The following is a 17,544-nucleotide window of genomic DNA, read 5'->3' as shown; positions in this document are numbered from 1 at the left end:
CTAAAGACCCCTCACCGGCGTACTACGCTCAGTTATCCATCTGCTTGATGATTTCCTGCCCGAACTCGGAGGCCTTCACCAGGGTCGCACCGTCCATCAGACGCTCGAAATCGTAAGTTACGCGTTTGGAAGCAATGGCATCGGCCATGCCTTTCAGTACGAGATCAGCCGCTTCGATCCAGCCCATGTGACGCAGCATCATTTCGCCAGACAAAATCAGTGAACCCGGGTTAACCTTGTCCTGGCCGGCATACTTCGGTGCTGTACCGTGGGTGGCTTCAAACACGGCCACGTCGTCAGACAGGTTGGCGCCCGGCGCAATACCGATGCCGCCTACTTCCGCCGCCAGGGCATCAGACAGGTAGTCACCATTCAGGTTCAGTGTGGCAATCACGTCATAGTCGGCCGGACGCAACAGGATCTGTTGCAACATGGCATCGGCGATAACATCTTTTACCACGATGTTCTTGCCTGTTTTGGGGTTCTTGAACTGCATCCAGGGGCCGCCGTCGAGCAACTCTGCACCAAATTCTTCCTTGGCCAGCTCGTAACCCCAGTCTTTGAAGGCACCTTCGGTGAACTTCATGATGTTGCCTTTGTGAACCAGAGTCAGGCTGTCACGGTCGTTATCAACGGTGTACTGCAGTGCCTGACGCACCAGTCGCTTGGTGCCCTCTTCCGACACTGGCTTAACACCAATACCGCACATTTCAGGGAAGCGAATTTTGGTGACGCCCATTTCTTCGCGCAGGAACTTGATGACTTTCTCAGCTTCAGGGCTGCCTGCTTTCCATTCAACACCGGCATAGATGTCTTCGGAGTTTTCACGGAAGATCACCATGTCGACGTCGCCAGGGGCTTTTACCGGACTAGGTACACCGGTAAACCACTGCACCGGACGCTGGCAAACAAACAAATCGAGTTCCTGACGGATGGCAACGTTCAGTGAGCGAATACCGCCGCCTACGGGCGTGGTCAGCGGGCCTTTGATACCCACTTTGAACTCACGAAAGGCATCCAGTGTTTCAGTAGGCAGCCAGGTATCTGCATCGTAGATGGTGGTGGCTTTTTCACCCGCGTAAACTTCCATCCAGCTGATTTTGCGCTCGCTGCCATAGGCCTTGGCGACCGCAGCATCGATCACCGCCATCATCGGCGGTGTTACGTCTACGCCGATGCCATCGCCTTCGATGAACGGGATAATAGGGTTGTTGGGTACAGTCAGGGTACCTTTGGTGTCGACCGTGATTTTCTCGCCGGCAGGCACTTCAATTTTCTGATATCCCATGGTTCACTCCATCTGTGTATTATGGTTTCAACGGCGGCGGAGTATAACGGAATCGTTTGTCTACTTACAGCACCAACGGATGTGACTTTGGTACCATGCGTTGCACGCCGGGTTGCACGGATAACACCTCTAAAAGGCCCAGAACACTCGCAATGACCTCCTTAATCATGTTTAACAAACCCTTTCAGGTGCTGTGTCAGTTTACCGACGAACGCTCCGGACTCCCCCGCAGCACCCTGGCCGATTTCATCCCGATTCCCGGGGTGTACGCTGCTGGTCGCCTGGATTTCGATTCCGAAGGCTTGCTGTTGCTCAGTGATGATGGTGCCGTGATACATCAGTTGGCTCACCCGGCCAACAAGGTTGAAAAAACCTACCTGGTTCAGGTGGAAGGCATACCCTCAGAAGCTGATCTCGCACCGTTGCGCCAGGGCGTAAAACTGAAAGACGGCATGACACAACCCGCACAGGTCACACTCATCGATGAGCCTGAAGCGTTGTGGCCAAGACACCCTCCCATCAGAGAGCGCAAAGATATCCCGACCCAGTGGTTACAACTGGTCATCACAGAGGGACGAAACCGTCAGGTACGGCGGATGACCGCTCATATCGGCTACCCGACGCTAAGGCTGATTCGCTGGAAAATCGGTCATTATGCGCTCGATGATCTGGCAAGCGGGGAGTTTCGGGAAATCGCGATAGACCGCATTTTAGATAACGGTATAAACGTCAAGTCTAAAAAAAGGCGCCCAACAGGCGCCTCATCTATAGGACCTCAGGGGGTTAAACGACCGGGTCAACGTCCTGGTCATAATCCACCTGGTCGTAACCGAAGCCGAACAGGCGGAAAAACTCCTTCTGGTAGCCCTCGAAGTCGGACAACTCGGTAAGGTTTTCCGTTGTCACCTGGTGCCACAATGTCTCAACCCGACTCTGCACTTCGTCGGTCAGTTCTTTCAGGTCCACACGTACCCGGCCATGTTCATCCAGCGTGAGCTCATCTTTCCCCGAGTAAAGCTCGCCCGTCAGCAGTGTGTTGATCTGCTCAATGCAACCTTCGTGCGTGCCCTGCTCTTTCATCACCCGATACAGCAAAGAGATGTACAACGGCATGACCGGGATGGCAGAACTCGACTGAGTAACCAGTGCTTTCAGTACCGAGACACACGCACTGCCACCCAGGCTGGATTTCAGTGACTGGTCAATGGCCGCCGCTGCGCGATCAAGGTCTTCCTTGGCGCGGCCAATGGTGGCTTCGCCATAAATAGGGAACGTGAGCTCGCGGCCGATGTAGGTGTAGGCTGTTGTCTTGGCACCCTCGGCCAATACATCGGCGTCAGCCAGTGCCTTTAGCCACAATTCCCAGTCCTGCCCGCCCATTACCTTGATGGTATTGGCGATTTCATCGTCATTCGCCGGCTCCAGAGTGACCTCGGACACTTCCCGGGTATCGGTATTCAAACTCTTGCGGGTCACCGCCCCGCCGATTGGCTTCAAGGTCGACATATAGACGTCGCCGGTATCGGGGTCTTTGCGACGCGGAGAGGCCAGGCTGTAGACCACCAGGTCCACCTTGCCCATAGACGCCTTGATCTCTTCGATCACTTCCGCCTTGCATTCGTGACTGAACGCATCGGCATTAAAGGTTTTAGCGTACAATCCAGCCTCGGTTGCAGCTTTCTCGTAGGCTCGGGTGTTGTACCAACCCGCCGAGGCAGTGCGACGCTCTGTCGGTTCTTTTTCGAACATGACCCCCAGAGTATTGGCCTTGAAGCCAAAGCCAGAGACAATGCGCGACGCCAGGCCATAGCCCGTTGAAGAGCCAATCACCAACACGTTTTTGGGGCCTTCAGCTGCGGGCGGATGGGCTTTTACATAGTCGATCTGCTCCTGAACGTGCAGGGCACAGCCCGTTGGGTGTGCGGTGGTGCAAATAAAACCACGTACCTTGGGTTTGATGATCATGCCGGGTTCCTTAATCTCGGTTCGCGTATGAGCGCAGCAGACGTCAGTGTAACGCTCTTGTTATGATTCATTTTACGTCCAGTAGGCTGCCAACGCTCTGGTTTGAATGCAAAAGACTTGTGACGGATACGAACAGTGTCCAGATACTAAAGCGTACCCTGTTCCTGTTCGTTGCAACACCGCGGCGCAGACGAACGGCTTCATTTACCCTGCCGCTACAGGAGACAACATGGCTGCTGCACCTGAAATGCCCCATCTCACAACAGCCGTTATTGTAGAAGAAAACCAGCGCATATTGATGGTTAATGAAAATGATAACGGTATAAACGGATGGAACCAGCCTGCCGGTCATGTCGAACCGGGAGAGTCTCTTCTGGATGCCGCGCGCCGGGAAACGCTGGAAGAGACCCAGTACCAGGTGCGTCTGACCGGACTGGTTGGCATCTACCAATCCGTGCACCCCACCACCGGCATTCATTATTTGCGCGTTTGCTTCACAGCCGATCAGCCCGAATGGGTTGAAAACAGCCCGCGCGACACCGATATTCTGGCCGTAGACTGGCTGTCTGTTGAACAGCTGCTTGCCGGTCACTACCCGCTGCGCAGCGCGCTGGTCAGCCAGGCACTGGCCGATTATCAGGCCGGACAGCGGTATCCTCTATCACTCATTCACCCCATGATTGCCCCCGGGAGCCTTTAACCCCATGACCTCAGCTGCCTCAACCAAAGTCATCGTCGGTATGTCCGGCGGTGTCGACTCTTCTGTAACGGCGGCATTGCTGCTGGAGGCCGGTTACCAGGTCGAAGGCCTGTTCATGAAAAACTGGGATGAAGACGACGGCACTGAATACTGCACCGCCAAGGAAGACCTTGCCGATGCCCAGGCCGTCAGCGACCGGCTGGGCATTCACCTGCACAAGGCTAATTTTGCGGCCGAGTATTGGGATCACGTGTTTGAACATTTTCTGGAAGAATACCAGGCTGGAAGAACCCCCAACCCGGATATCCTGTGCAACCGGGAGATCAAGTTCAAAGCTTTTCTGGACTACGCCCTGACGCTCGGAGCCGACAAAATCGCCACTGGGCACTACACCCGAACCCGAACCACAGACCAGGGCACCCAACTGCTGCGCGGCCTGGATACCAATAAAGACCAGTCCTATTTCCTGCATGCTGTCGGCCACGAAGAATTTGCGAAAACCCTGTTTCCGGTCGGTGAGCTGGAAAAACCGGAAGTACGCCGTATTGCCGAAAAGTACCAGCTGGCGACCGCCCGCAAGAAAGACAGCACCGGCATTTGTTTTATTGGCGAGCGCCGCTTCAGTGACTTTCTGAAGCAATACCTGCCCGCTCGCCCGGGAACGATAGAAACTGACAGCGGCGAGGTGATCGGAGAACACCAGGGGCTGATGTACTACACCATCGGCCAGCGCCAGGGGCTGGGCATCGGCGGTACCCGCAACCACCCCGAAGCCCCCTGGTTTGTCGCAGCCAAAGACCTGGAACGGAACGTATTGACCGTGGTGCAGGGAACGGACAACCCAGCGCTCTACACTCAGGAACTGGCCCTGTCTTCGGTCTATTGGGTGGCCGGTGAAGCCCCTGCACTGCCAGCCAGACTGATGTGCAAGCACCGTTACCGGCAGCCCGACCAGGCCTGTCAGATTACCGCAACCGACAACGGTTACCGGGTTGAGTTTGAACAACCTCAACGGGCCATTACACCCGGACAATCCGCCGTTTTCTACGATGGCGAAGTCTGCCTCGGTGGTGGTGTTATCGAACGCACCTGGTGAATTACCACGGCTGAACCCCGGGATTAGGTATCGCCCAATGAGACATATTCAACATTAACAATGCTACCTAACCCTTTGATATGAAAAGCATTAAGGAAGTTAATGAATCAGTTTAGCAATCAGGTTCTGGCACTGGCTGGCGTATTCCAGTCCGCTCTGATGGTCGAGCAGCTGGCACGCCAGGGCAGCCTGGAACGCCCTCGACTTGAGCAGAGTATTCGCACCGTGCTTAACCTGAATCCGAGCTCGGTTGAAGAGGTCTATGGCGGCATTATAGGCGTGAAAACCGGGCTTGAGGGGCTTAAGGAAGTGTTGGCGAAGCGTGGCAAGGGTATGTCACCGGATGTACTGCGCTATGCCATGGGCATTTTGCATGCCCAGAGAAAGCTCACGGCACGGGATGACTTGATGGAGGCGCTCAGCCAGCACCTGACGCGGGCGGTTGATCAGTGCGCCTATTTCGATGATGCGCTGCATGAATCGGTCATTGCCGCCGTCGCCAACAGCTATCAGCAGAGCGTCAGCAAACTGGATTTTCGCATCCGGGTTATGGGCAACCCGTCTTACCTGCAGAACCCGAACATCGCCGAACAGGTTCGCACGGCTCTTCTGTTCGGCATACGCAGTGCCCACCTGTGGCATCAACTGGGCGGCCGACGCTGGCATATCGTGGTAAAACGCTCAAAACTGCATGATACCGCTGAGCAGTTGCTTGCAAGAGTCTAGGCTTTGTTTTCGACACGGTTAAGCAAAGACTGAGGCGTTTGCAATAAATGAGCGACGGCTGTCAGAGCTGCTAATGCGGGGGTATCTGAGGCATGGACTAAAACGCCGGGAGCGTTTTAGCAAGAGCGCAGCGAGCCCGAAGGGTGAATCCCATGGAGGGGATTCATATCCCGAAGTTAAGCCTTGGAGGTATTCACGGCGCCCCTGCAGTAACAGCTCTGCCACCTGCCGCGGACTCGGGGCGACGTAAACGACCCGAGCATTAGTGCCCGAAGCATTGGCCTGTCTGGCGGCTGACCGGTATAATCGCCCGCCTTCACGCATGCACCGACGGGAACCTGGCACCATGGAATTAAACGCGCTCACCGCGATCTCCCCTATTGATGGCCGATATGGCTCCAAAACCGAAGCGTTTCGGTCTGTTTTCAGCGAATATGGCCTGATCAAAGCCCGGGTCACGGTCGAGGTGCGCTGGCTGCAGCAACTGGCCAGTCACGCTGACATTGCCGAGCTGGCGCCTTTTTCAATCGAGGCCAGTGCCTTTCTTGATGCCATCGTAGATCAGTTCTCACTGGCCGATGCCGAAGCCATCAAAGCCATTGAGCGCACCACCAACCACGATGTCAAAGCGATCGAGTATTTCCTGAAAACCCGGTTAAGTGAGCTGGACGAACTCAGCCAGGTGACTGAATTTGTTCACTTTGCCTGCACCTCGGAAGACATCAATAACCTGTCACATGCACTGATGCTGAAAACCGGCATTGTCGACGTACTGCTGCCGCAGATGCGCACGATTCGTGACGACATAGCTGCCCTGGCAAAAAACCACGCCGACCAGCCCATGCTCAGCCGCACACATGGCCAGACTGCCTCACCCACCACCCTGGGCAAGGAAATGGCGAACGTTGCCTACCGCCTGGGTCGTCAGATCCGCCAGGTCGAGTCAGTGGAGTACCTGGGGAAAATCAATGGCGCCGTTGGCAATTACAATGCCCACCTGTCGGCCTACCCGGACATCGACTGGGCCGCTAACGCCGACGCTTTTATCCAGTCACTGGGCCTGACACTCAACCCCTTTACCACCCAGATCGAACCGCACGATTACATGGCGGAACTCTTTGATGCCATCGCCCGCTATAACACCATCCTCATTGATTTCGACCGGGACATCTGGGGTTATATTTCGCTGGGGTATTTCAAGCAGCGCACCATTGCCGGTGAAGTCGGTAGTTCGACCATGCCGCACAAGGTCAACCCGATCGATTTCGAGAACTCCGAGGGCAACCTGGGCCTGGCCAATGCGATTCTGGCGCACCTGGCGGCCAAATTGCCGATTTCCCGCTGGCAGCGAGACCTGACCGACTCTACCGTACTGCGCTCAATGGGTGTCGGCCTGGCGCACAGCCTTATCGCCTACCAGGCCACTCAAAAAGGCATCAGCAAACTGGAAGCCAACCCGGATCGACTGAACCAGGATCTCAACCAGGCCTGGGAAGTCATGGCTGAGGCTATTCAGACGGTTATGCGTCGCTACGGCATTGAAGAGCCCTATGAAAAGCTGAAAGCCTTTACCCGCGGCAAAGCCATTACCGAGCCCATGATGCAAGATTTCGTGAACCACCTCGACCTGCCTGAAAGCGCCAAAGAAGCCTTGCTGGCGCTGACCCCGGCCACATATCTGGGCAACGCTGCCGAGCAGGCCAAAAGCATCGACTCAATCTGATGCCCCACCGGTCGGGCAGGCGACAATCTGCCCGACTCACCCGCCTTGTACTATCGCTGGTTTGCTGCAAAACTGACTGTGCAGTTGCTGCTCCATACTACTCCGACTCAGGTGACTCTCATGGATATGCTCGGCGGCCTCAGTGGCCAGGAATTTCTGAGCCAGTACTGGCAAAAGACTCCCTACCTGATACGCCAGGCCTTCCCCGATGGCCTGCCCGGCATCAGTGGCGATGAGCTGGCTGGTCTGGCTACCGAACCAGACGTGGAATCACGCCTGGTAACAGCCAACGACTGGACATTGCGCCACGGCCCCTTCTTCGAAGATGATTTCGCCCAACTGCCGGAAAAAGACTGGACGCTGCTGGTTCAGGCCGTCGATCACTGGGTGCCCGAAATAGCGGCGCTGTTTGATGCCTTCAGTTTCATACCCGCATGGCGTATGGATGACATCATGATCTCCTATGCCGTCCCCGGCGGCGGTGTCGGGCCGCATTTTGATCACTACGATGTGTTTTTAATTCAAGTTGAAGGAGAGCGGGAATGGCGCATCGGCCAATCCTGTGACGAAGCCGATGATCGCCGTGACGATACCGATTTGAGCATACTCGCCCACTTTGACGAACAGGAGCGCTGGGTTCTGAAACCGGGCGATATGCTCTACGTGCCACCGGGAATCGCACACTGGGGAGAAGCCCTGAGCAAAGACTGCATCACCTACTCCATTGGCTTTCGCGCACCCAGCCAGGCTGAAACGCTGGTAGATTTTGCCCAGTTCCTTGCCAATACCAGTTCAGATTTTGACCGCTACCAGGACGCAGATCTGGACGCCCGCGACGACAGCCACCGCATTACCACCGCCGATATAGACCGCATTCAGACCATGCTGCAAAGCCTGGTACAAGACCGTGATGCCATGGCGCGGTGGTTTGGCAGCTACATGACCCAGCCCAAATACGGTGACGCCCCGCTTGAAGAGCCCTCACTGAGCAAGGCCGATATCGCCCGCCAGTTACAACGGCAACCACTGATCCGCAATGCCTCGGTCAGACTCGCCTATCAACCCGGAATGCTCTTTGTGGATGGCGAAGCCATAGAAACCGACCTGCCCGCCGATGGCTTACGCTGGCTGTGCGAGCAAAAACGCATCAACGCATCGGATCTTGGCAGCCAGGACAATGCGGCTCGGTTGTCTATATTGACATCACTGGTCGGCCACGACGCCTTCTATTTCGACGACGAATAACGCGGGAGCAGTAACCCTTGCGTCAAACCAGATTGAACGCACTAATCGTGCGCCCTACTGTCTCGCCAAACGGCTGGCTCCTGAAGCTGATTATCTGTTGGCTGACAACGTTACCTGCCGCCGCAGCCGATCTGTACATCTACCTGACGCCTTCCGGCGAACGCGTAGTAACCAACCGGCCAGTATCCTTACCCGGTTACGTTCTGGAACACAGTGGTTTGAATGCGCGCCATGCCGGTCAGCGGCTCAGAGACCCGGATGGACTTCAGGGCCGGGCCGAGATCGAACAACACATCAGCACGGCCGCCAGTCAGTACCAGCTGGATGCGAATCTCATTCGTGCGGTTATCCGGCAGGAATCCAATTTTCAGGTCAATGCGCGGTCGCACAAAGGTGCCATGGGCCTGATGCAGTTGATGCCGGCAACAGCAGCCCAGTATCGGGTGCGCAACATCACCGACCCGAGAGAGAACATTCACGCCGGTGCCGCCCACCTCAAGTATCTGATGCAACGCTATCGCGATCTTGATCTGGCACTGGCGGCCTACAATGCCGGGGAAACCGCCGTGGCCCGCTACCAGGGCATTCCCCCCTACCCTGAAACTGAACAGTACGTAGCCGCGGTCAGGCGCTGGTACCGAGAATATCAGTAGCGGGGGAGCGTGAGAAAGGAACCTCGGAGGGCATTACATAAGGGTGTAACAGGAGGATGTAGCACACCAGCGGTGACGGAAACGGCCGGCCATTACCGCGCTGTGCGGGTATGGTTAGTGGACGATCATCTCGTCGTCGTCCATTTCTTCGGTTTCTTCGCCGGATTCAATTTCTGTTGCCACCTGCACGCCGGCTGAAATCATAGCGCGGGCAACATCCAGGCGCTGCTCTTTCAGGCGCTCCTTGGCTTCATCCGAAAAGCGGATGACCAGCAACGGATCGTCATTGGAATCGGCCCGGCGCAATGCCACTTCGCCGTTAGCCAGCTCGATAATTTCCCAGTACATATGGCCCTTAGTTTCAACTTTAGGCAGAACCCGACTTCGGCCGCTACGGCTCGGGGGGTCAGCCAAACCGGTTCGTTAACTGTGGTCGCCTTGAGCTCTCACATCATCGACCCATTGTTGCAGCTCATTCAGAATTCTGCGGTAATGATTTGTAGGTTCTTGGTTATCGTCAGAGACCAGCGCAATGCGGTTTGGGTCGGCTTTTTTGACGCCTTCCGGTATCACACCCGTCGACCAATGGGTCAGATAGCGATGCAGTTGTTGCATCCAGTGACCGGACTGCCCCAAGCCTGCTTGCACTGCGTTGAGTTCCCAGGCATCAGGGCGTCTTTCACGCCAGGCGTCCAACAGTTCACTCAGGGGTGTCTCCGGCGCCAGTGACACGCCATAAGACTCAGCCGCTTCACACTGAGCCGCGAGCCATGCTCGGTGAGCCAGCACTTCAAATGAAGAGGCGCAGGCCTGACGTTGCGCAGGCACCGCCTCCTGCTCCGCCAGTGTCAGCATGAGCCTCGCCTGGTAAAGCAAGGCATTGGTCAGACCGCGACGGTTCATGGCTCAGTAGTTCATCCTGAAACCGAGGTTGAAAGTGTTGTCTATTCGGCTTGGGCCGCCAGTTGTGTCGTAATAGTAACCGGCGATGTCATGCCAGCCGACAAAGACGCGCGCCTGAGGCAGCACTTTGTAGGTAACCCGCGCGATGACCTCCTGGAAGGCAACCACATCACCAAAACTGAGAATGTCGGGTGCGTAATACAGCTGTGCTTCGGTGCCCAGGCCATTCATAAAATCGGGTTGCCAGCGCAAAAAGCCACCGACACCCAGAGCAAAGCCCGGTTCACCGGCATCGAACAGAAAGCCTTTAAAGCCGATGCCGCCAATGAGTTCACGATTCGCCATGGTGGCATCGACCGCATTAAAACCGGCACTGAATGCATAAGCCTGATTGTCTTCGCTGTAGGCAAGGCCGGTGGTGATGTGTGCACCAGAGCCTACCCGGACTGCCTCATGTTCCAGCCTGACCGAGGTATTGGACAAAGCGATGTCCAGCGAACCACCCGCCTGGGCGGCCAATGGCATCAGTACGGCACAGACTGCGAGCCAGTTCTTGAAGGTCATTTCGTTACTCCAGAATTGAAATTAACCGGCATTGTACTGAATTCTACCGGTGCCGACACCAAGCAACGGGCCACACTGTGGCCCGTTGCGGGTTTTGGACTCATAAATTGAATCCTTAGCCGGCCTTTGGGGACAAGGCGCATCGCCTATCGGGAAAGATCCAGCAGCAGCTTGTTCAATCGGCCTACAAACCCGGCAGCATCCTTGGGGTGTGAGCCTTCGGCCAATCGTGCCTGCTCAAGCAGAATGTTGGCCAGATCGGCAAAGCGGTCTTCGCTGGCTTCCTGTTCAAGCCGCTGAACCAGCGGATGTTCCGGATTCAGCTCGAAAATCGGTTTGGTTTCTGGCACGGCCTGACCGGCGGCTTCCATGATACGGCGCATCTGGGCACCCATGTCGTTATCGCCCACCACGATACAAGCTGGTGATTCAACCAACCGGTGCGTCATGCGAACCTCTTCCACATCGTCGGCGAGCAATGTTTTCAGACGCTCAAGCAGCGGTTTGTGGTCGTCGTTGGCTTTTTGCTGGGCTTCTTTTTCTTCTTCGGTTTCGACACCGCTCAGATCAAGACCACCGCGCGCAACATCGACCAGCGACTTGCCATCGAATTCACGCAGGTAACCCATCAGCCACTCGTCGATCCGGTCGCTCATCAGCAGCACTTCGATGCCTTTCTTGCGGAACACTTCCAGGTGCGGACTGTTCCAGGCGGTCTGGTGACTGTCGGCGGCCACGTAATAGATTTTATCCTGCCCTTCCTGCATCCGGCTGACATAGTCGTCCAGCGATTGAGTCTGGGCGGCTTCGCCGGTATGGGTCGTGGCAAAGCGCAACAACTTGGCAATCTTGTCGTTGTTGGCGGCGTCTTCCGCCGGCCCTTCCTTTAATACCTGGCCAAATTCGTCCCAGAAAGTCTGATAGCCTTCGGGGTCTTTCTTGGCCAGTTTAGCCAGCATGTCCAGAACCCGCTTGGTCAGCGCCGAGCGCATGCTGTCGATGGCGTCATCGCTCTGCAAAATTTCACGGCTGACGTTCAGCGGCAGATCGTTGGAGTCGACAATCCCTTTGGCAAAGCGCAGATACATCGGCAGAAACTGCTCGACGTCATCCATAATGAAAACGCGCTGCACATACAGCTTGAGTCCGCGAATTCGCTCGCGATTCCAGATGTCATAGGGGGCTTTTTTCGGAATATACAGCAGGCTGGTATAGTCCAGCTTGCCCTCAACCTTATTATGGCTCCAGCTTAACGGGTCGCCAAAATCGTGCGAAATGTGGCGGTAGAGCTCCTTGTATTCATCGTCGGAGATCTCACTGCGCGGCCGGGTCCACAGCGCCTTGGCACTGTTTACTGTTTCCCATTCGATCGTTTTCTCTTCCGCGTTTTCGTCGTCTTCCGATTCATAGTTTTCTTTCAGCATCTGCACCGGGATCGCGATGTGATCCGAGTATTTGCGGATCAGGTTGCGCAGACGCCAGCCATCAGCAAACTCGGTTTCTTCCGGTTTGAGGTGCAACACAATGCGGGTGCCCCGTTGCGGCAATGTTACGTCGGCCAGGCTGAACTCACCCTCGCCTTCACTGCGCCAGTGGATACCGGCATCGGCCGGAGTGCCGGCACGACGGGTATAGACATCAACAGCACTGGCAACGATGAAAGACGAGTAGAACCCTACCCCAAACTGCCCGATCAACTGACTGTCCTTACGCTCGTCACCGGTCAGATTCTTCAGAAAGTCAGCCGTGCCGGATTTGGCGATGGTCCCCAGATTGGCGATGACATCGTCACGGGTCATGCCAATGCCGTTGTCGGTCAGCGTAACCGTGCCGGCTTCTTTGTCGTACTCGACCCGAATAGTCAGGTCACTGTCTTCAGCAAGCAGAGCATCATCCTTCAACGCCTGGAAGCGCAACTTGTCGCAGGCATCGGATGCATTGGAGATCAGCTCGCGCAGGAATATCTCCTTGTTGGAGTACAGGGAGTGGATCATCAAATGCAGAAGTTGCTTGACTTCTGTCTGAAAACTGAGCGTTTCTTGTTGGGTTTCAGACATGGAATTCACCTCAAATCAAAGACTTAGACAATGGTTCCCTCTATCTATGGGCCTTGTGATGCATTTCAAGCGCTGCCCCTATCATTTACCACCCCGGACTTTCCTCACCGCCAGCACTGGTGCACACTTGACCCTGAAACCGGCAGGTTCGCTGGCGTTCCAGATTACACCCATCGAACCTGTGACAACCGCCTGCCCAATCACAAGGAAGCACCTCCAGGATGTCGACACCCACTCCCCACGCTCCGGTTCGCAAGCGCGAGATCTTTGGCTGGGCCATGTATGACTTCGCCAACAGCAGCTACACCACAGTCGTAGTCAGCTTTATCTACAGTGCTTTTTTTATCTCCTACATTGTTCCGCCCGAACTCGACCATTTGAAGAACACATTCTGGGCAGCCAGCGTGGCCATTTCGACTGGTCTGGCTATCATTCTGGCACCTCTGGTGGGCGTTATTTGCGACTACAGCGGCCGCAAGAAGCGTTACCTGGCCTGGTGCACCTGGGTGTCGGTACTGGCGACCGGCGGTTTGTATTTCGTGGAGCCCGGGTCAGTCTGGCTCGGCATGGCGTTTCTTATTTGCAGCAACACCGCCTGGATGCTGTCAGAGACCTTCATTGCCAGTTTTCTGACCGAACTGGCAACCAAGGACAACATGGGGCGGATCTCCGGCATAGGCTGGGGTATCGGTTATATTGGAGGGTTGTTGAGCCTGCTGATCATCATCGTAGTGGTTACCGAAAGCGCCAGCTCAAATCTCTCGCTTTATATCGACCAGAACCAGTTGGCCATGGTCGTCGTTGCGCTTTTCTACGGGCTAGGCGCCCTTCCCACATTCCTGTTCGTCAAGGAACGGGCCGAGCCCATGCCCGAGTTCGAGCACGCCCGCGTTTCGGTGCTGCTGAAAGCCGCGGGAGCAAGGTTACTCGCAATGCGCAGCATTATTGCCGACTACCCGGTCCTGTTTCGCTTTTTCATCGCGTTTATGGTGTACATGGCCGGGGTATCGGTTGTGGTTAAATTCTTCGGAATCTACGCTCAGGAAGAAATAGGCATTCGCGGCACCCAGTTACTGATCATCGGCGCTACGCTGCAGATCGCCTCTATGATTGGCGCCATCGGGTTCGGCTTTATTGAAGACACACTTGGCTCCAAGAACACCCTGTTGTTAACCCTGGGATGGTGGCTAATGGGCCTACTGGGCATCTATTATCTGGATGCGCTTGTCGCACTGACCGGGATGACGGTCTCTACCTTGTTTGTGGTGGTCGCCTTTGTGGCGGGCAGTGCCATGGGGGCTACACAGAGCGCCAGCCGGGCCGTGGTTGGCTTACTGGCAAACCCGAAAGACTCTGCCTTACTGTTCGGTTTGTGGGGCACTTTCGGGCGTTTTGCCATCATTATCGGCATGACCTTCGGCCCTATTTCCGACGCCGTTGGCCGGCACCAGGCTCTGTTAGTGATCATGCTCTATTTCATAGCCGGAGGCATCCTGCTGCTGCGCATCCCCCTGCGTCAGGCGATACAGGATCAACGCTCAATGCCTGCCGGCTCGGTACCCGGCGTATAAGGCCGATTGGGGCTGGCTCTCGTTAAACGAGGGCCAGCCAGCGCGGTCATTCCTCCACATTCCTGCCCAGGCCTATGTCTTGCTTTGGGTCCAGACCACGGGCCCTTACCAGCTCCTTAAGCGTTGTACTGCGAAATTCCCGCCGATACAAGACACCGATGATCACACTGGTCAGCACCACGAACCAAAGTGGCCCCAGGAACCACCCGACGACGGCCAGGCTGAAATAAACCGCCCGCAAACCCAGATTGAACTGCTTGCCCGCCAGATCCATTACCTTGGCGGTGTGAACGGAAAAGTCTTTCTTGACGGAATCAGCGATGCTCTCGCTCGGGGTCGGTGCCGACCCAATCATCACCGACAGAAAACCAAATTGCCGCATACTCCAGGTAAAGCTGAGAAAGGCGTATACGTAGATCGCCACCAGCACGCCCACCTTGGCTTCCCACAGCGCCTTGGTTCCGGGCTGTACAAAGGAAATGTCGTTCAGCAGCCTAACTACCTGCTCCGAAGCGGCCAGCACGGTAATCAGACCTGCCACTACAAACAGGCAACTGGAGGCAAAGAACGCAGAGTTGCGCTCCAGATTACCCACTGCAGACATATCAGCCACCCGGTTCTCACGGCGTAACAGCCGATGCATCCAGTCCACCCGAAAATGATGCATGATCGACGATAAACTGTGTCTGCGTTTTGCCTCGCGGGATGCATAGCGGGTATAGACCACCCAACTGGTGAAAAACACCAGCAACGCCAGCCAATCAAAGAGATGTAACATGTCCTGCCTATCCTTAAATGTCGTGTCCTGTGTGTCTACAAAGTCTAGCCTAACAGCCCCGGCCTGACTGCCGACTTATTCTCACCCAATAAAAAAGGCAGCCTCAGCTGCCTTTATCAGAACGTCGCATCAGAGTGCGATCGTCAGGCTTACCAGCCGGTGACTTCTTTCAAAGCGTCACCGATCTGTGCCAGAGAGCGAACGGTTTTCACACCGGCGTCTTCCAGGGCAGCAAACTTCTCGTCAGCCGTGCCCTTGCCACCGGCAATGATGGCACCCGCATGGCCCATGCGCTTGCCCGCAGGGGCAGTCACACCGGCAATGTAGGAGACAACCGGCTTGGAAACATTGGCTTTGATGTAAGCGGCGGCTTCTTCTTCAGCCGTACCACCAATTTCACCAATCATTACGATGGCTTCAGTTGCCGGGTCTTTCTCGAACATTTCCAGAATGTCGATGAAGTTTGAACCCGGAATCGGGTCGCCACCGATGCCCACACAGGTAGACTGGCCAAAACCATGGTCTGTGGTCTGCTTAACGGCTTCATAGGTCAGGGTACCGGAACGCGATACGATGCCCACTTTACCTGGCTTGTGAATGTGGCCAGGCATGATGCCTATTTTGCATTCTCCCGGAGTGATCACGCCCGGGCAGTTCGGGCCAATCATACGCACACCTTTGCGGTCGACGTACTCTTTGGCAACCAGCATGTCCAGCGTCGGAATGCCTTCGGTAATGCACACCACCAGCTCAACACCGCTGTCGGCCGCTTCGATGATGGCGTCGAGGCAAAACGGTGCGGGTACGTAGATCACAGAGGCAGTGGCGCCTGTTGCTTCTACCGCTTCACGAGCGGTGTTGAAAACAGGCAGGCCCAGGTGCGTGGTGCCGCCTTTGCCCGGCGATACACCGCCGACCATTTGCGTGCCGTACTCAATCGCCTGTTCACTGTGGAAGGTGCCCTGTGAACCGGTAAAGCCCTGGCAGATTACCTTGGTGTTCTTATCGATCAATACGCTCATGCTGCACCTCCGGCTGCTTGTACCACTTTCTCGGCAGCGTCAGTCAGCGAAGTGGCCGCTATGATGTTCAGGCCACTTTCGGCCAGTTTCTGTGTGCCCAGTTCAGCGTTGTTGCCTTCAAGACGAACAACAACCGGTACTTTCACGCCGACTTCTTCAACCGCGCCGATGATGCCTTCAGCAATCATATCGCAACGCACAATGCCGCCGAAGATGTTGACCAGAACCGCCTTGACCGAGGTATCGGACAGGATGATCTTGAACGCTTCAGCCACGCGCTCTTTGGTCGCGCCGCCGCCTACGTCGAGGAAGTTGGCAGGCTGGCCACCGTGCAATTTCACGATGTCCATGGTGCCCATTGCCAGGCCAGCACCGTTGACCATGCAACCAATATTGCCGTCCAGGGCAACGTAGTTCAGTTCCCAGGCAGAGGCTTGCGCTTCGCGCTCGTCTTCCTGTGAAGGGTCGCGCATGTCGGAGATTTGCTTCTGACGGAACAGGGCGTTGCTGTCGACACCGATTTTGGCATCGAGGCAGTGCAAGTTGCCTTCGTCGGTGATGACCAGCGGGTTTACTTCGATCAGCGCCAGGTCTTTATCGACGAACAGCTTCGCCAAGCCCAGGAAGATTTTGGTGAACTGCTTGACCTGCTCGCCCTTCAGGCCGAGCTGGAATGCCACGTCACGCGCCTGGAAAGGCTGAGCGCCGACCAGAGGATCGACAACAACGCGCAATATTTTCTCGGGCGTTTCTTCGGCGACCGTTTCGATGTCCATGCCACCTTCGGTCGATGCCATGAAAACAACGCGACGGCTACCACGGTCGACAACGGCACTGAGGTACAGTTCGTTGGCGATGTCGGTGCAGGTTTCAACCAGAATCTTGCTGACTGGCTGGCCTTTTTCATCGGTCTGGAAGGTAACCAGATTCTGACCCAGCCACTTTTCAGCGAATGCGCGAATCTCGTCATCGGTTTTGACCAGCTTTACGCCGCCAGCCTTGCCCCGGCCACCCGCGTGTACCTGAGCCTTGACCACCCACATGTTACCCCCGATTTTCTTGGCGGCAGCAACCGCTTCATCAGGCGTATCACAGGCATAGCCATCGGATACAGGCAGACCGTACTCTTTGAACAGCTGCTTCGATTGATACTCGTGTAGGTTCATCGTTCTTTCCGTTCTGTGAACTCGAGTGTTTGGGAGAATTTTTTGTTCTAGTGGGTTTCACCCGCAAGGCACTCTGATTAGCGAATA

The 17,544-nt window shown here is 55.8% G+C and carries 17 protein-coding genes; 8 read left to right on the top strand and 9 right to left on the bottom strand.

Translation table 11 applies throughout. From position 1 onward, the window contains the following. Positions 1 to 28: 28 nt before the first annotated feature. Positions 29 to 1,288 carry an NADP-dependent isocitrate dehydrogenase gene (gene icd, locus ACHUE7_RS06765; protein WP_394169308.1) on the bottom strand — a complete coding sequence of 420 codons (1,260 nt, stop codon included), beginning with the start codon at positions 1,286 to 1,288 and terminating at the stop codon, positions 29 to 31. 95 nt (positions 1,289 to 1,383) lie between these two features. Here icd and ACHUE7_RS06760 point away from each other — a divergent pair, with 95 nt between their 5' ends. Then, a complete protein-coding gene (locus tag ACHUE7_RS06760; protein WP_394169884.1) occupies positions 1,384 to 2,178 on the top strand; it encodes a pseudouridine synthase in 795 nt (264 codons plus the stop codon). Here the strand turns inward: ACHUE7_RS06760 and fabV are convergent. Further along, positions 2,072 to 3,253: an enoyl-ACP reductase FabV gene (gene fabV / locus ACHUE7_RS06755; RefSeq protein WP_394169307.1), complete on the bottom strand. Its 1,182-nt coding sequence runs from the start codon at positions 3,251 to 3,253 to the stop codon at positions 2,072 to 2,074. The two genes, ACHUE7_RS06760 and fabV, sit on opposite strands and share 107 nt — an antisense overlap. A gap of 229 nt (positions 3,254 to 3,482) precedes the next feature. On the opposite strand from fabV, the gene ACHUE7_RS06750 reads away from it, so the two are divergent. The 6 genes from ACHUE7_RS06750 (at position 3,483) to ACHUE7_RS06725 (ending at position 9,396) form a co-directional block, all read left to right on the top strand. Continuing rightward, positions 3,483 to 3,953, top strand: coding sequence for an NUDIX hydrolase (locus tag ACHUE7_RS06750; protein WP_348475238.1), 471 nt, complete (start codon positions 3,483 to 3,485; stop codon positions 3,951 to 3,953). 4 nt (positions 3,954 to 3,957) lie between these two features. Next, positions 3,958 to 5,049, top strand: coding sequence for a tRNA 2-thiouridine(34) synthase MnmA (gene mnmA, locus ACHUE7_RS06745; RefSeq protein WP_394169306.1), 1,092 nt, complete (start codon positions 3,958 to 3,960; stop codon positions 5,047 to 5,049). 102 nt (positions 5,050 to 5,151) lie between these two features. Then, the gene (hflD, locus tag ACHUE7_RS06740; protein ID WP_394169305.1) at positions 5,152 to 5,775 is read left to right on the top strand and encodes a high frequency lysogenization protein HflD; all 624 of its coding nucleotides are present in this window, start codon (positions 5,152 to 5,154) and stop codon (positions 5,773 to 5,775) included. Positions 5,776 to 6,121: 346 nt separating this feature from the next. Then, positions 6,122 to 7,498: an adenylosuccinate lyase gene (purB, locus tag ACHUE7_RS06735; RefSeq protein ID WP_394169304.1), complete on the top strand. Its 1,377-nt coding sequence runs from the start codon at positions 6,122 to 6,124 to the stop codon at positions 7,496 to 7,498. A gap of 120 nt (positions 7,499 to 7,618) precedes the next feature. Next, positions 7,619 to 8,743 carry a JmjC domain-containing protein gene (locus ACHUE7_RS06730; protein ID WP_394169303.1) on the top strand — a complete coding sequence of 375 codons (1,125 nt, stop codon included), beginning with the start codon at positions 7,619 to 7,621 and terminating at the stop codon, positions 8,741 to 8,743. A 17-nt stretch (positions 8,744 to 8,760) separates the two neighbouring features. Continuing rightward, positions 8,761 to 9,396: a lytic transglycosylase domain-containing protein gene (locus ACHUE7_RS06725; RefSeq protein ID WP_394169302.1), complete on the top strand. Its 636-nt coding sequence runs from the start codon at positions 8,761 to 8,763 to the stop codon at positions 9,394 to 9,396. 114 nt (positions 9,397 to 9,510) lie between these two features. On the opposite strand, the gene ACHUE7_RS06720 is transcribed toward ACHUE7_RS06725, so the two are convergent. The 4 genes from ACHUE7_RS06720 to htpG all read right to left on the bottom strand — a co-directional run bounded on the left by ACHUE7_RS06720 (position 9,511) and on the right by htpG (position 12,920). Next, positions 9,511 to 9,744 (bottom strand): hypothetical protein, encoded by a 234-nt coding sequence (locus tag ACHUE7_RS06720; RefSeq protein WP_394169301.1) that lies wholly within the window; start codon positions 9,742 to 9,744, stop codon positions 9,511 to 9,513. A gap of 75 nt (positions 9,745 to 9,819) precedes the next feature. Beyond that, a complete protein-coding gene (locus ACHUE7_RS06715; RefSeq protein WP_394169300.1) occupies positions 9,820 to 10,299 on the bottom strand; it encodes a DUF6586 family protein in 480 nt (159 codons plus the stop codon). Between the two features lie 3 nt (positions 10,300 to 10,302). Further along, on the bottom strand, positions 10,303 to 10,863 hold the full coding sequence (locus tag ACHUE7_RS06710) for a YfaZ family outer membrane protein (protein ID WP_394169299.1): 561 nt from the start codon (positions 10,861 to 10,863) through the stop codon (positions 10,303 to 10,305). A 146-nt stretch (positions 10,864 to 11,009) separates the two neighbouring features. After that, positions 11,010 to 12,920, bottom strand: coding sequence for a molecular chaperone HtpG (gene htpG, locus ACHUE7_RS06705; protein WP_394169298.1), 1,911 nt, complete (start codon positions 12,918 to 12,920; stop codon positions 11,010 to 11,012). 221 nt (positions 12,921 to 13,141) lie between these two features. On the opposite strand from htpG, the gene ACHUE7_RS06700 reads away from it, so the two are divergent. Beyond that, entirely contained in the window at positions 13,142 to 14,491 is a 1,350-nt protein-coding gene (locus tag ACHUE7_RS06700) for an MFS transporter (protein ID WP_394169297.1), read from the top strand. 46 nt (positions 14,492 to 14,537) lie between these two features. On the opposite strand, the gene ACHUE7_RS06695 is transcribed toward ACHUE7_RS06700, so the two are convergent. The 3 genes from ACHUE7_RS06695 to sucC form a co-directional block, all read right to left on the bottom strand. Next, the gene (locus ACHUE7_RS06695; protein ID WP_394169296.1) at positions 14,538 to 15,269 is read right to left on the bottom strand and encodes a DUF599 domain-containing protein; all 732 of its coding nucleotides are present in this window, start codon (positions 15,267 to 15,269) and stop codon (positions 14,538 to 14,540) included. 149 nt (positions 15,270 to 15,418) lie between these two features. Beyond that, positions 15,419 to 16,291, bottom strand: coding sequence for a succinate--CoA ligase subunit alpha (sucD, locus tag ACHUE7_RS06690; RefSeq protein WP_127555422.1), 873 nt, complete (start codon positions 16,289 to 16,291; stop codon positions 15,419 to 15,421). Further along, positions 16,288 to 17,457 carry an ADP-forming succinate--CoA ligase subunit beta gene (gene sucC / locus ACHUE7_RS06685; RefSeq protein ID WP_127555423.1) on the bottom strand — a complete coding sequence of 390 codons (1,170 nt, stop codon included), beginning with the start codon at positions 17,455 to 17,457 and terminating at the stop codon, positions 16,288 to 16,290. Before sucC ends, sucD begins: the two co-directional genes overlap by 4 nt. Positions 17,458 to 17,544: the final 87 nt, after the last annotated feature.

The organism is Saccharospirillum alexandrii (assembly GCF_043641555.1).
GTDB lineage: Bacteria > Pseudomonadota > Gammaproteobacteria > Pseudomonadales > Natronospirillaceae > Saccharospirillum > Saccharospirillum alexandrii_A.
This window is presented reverse-complemented; position numbering and strand designations above follow the sequence as displayed.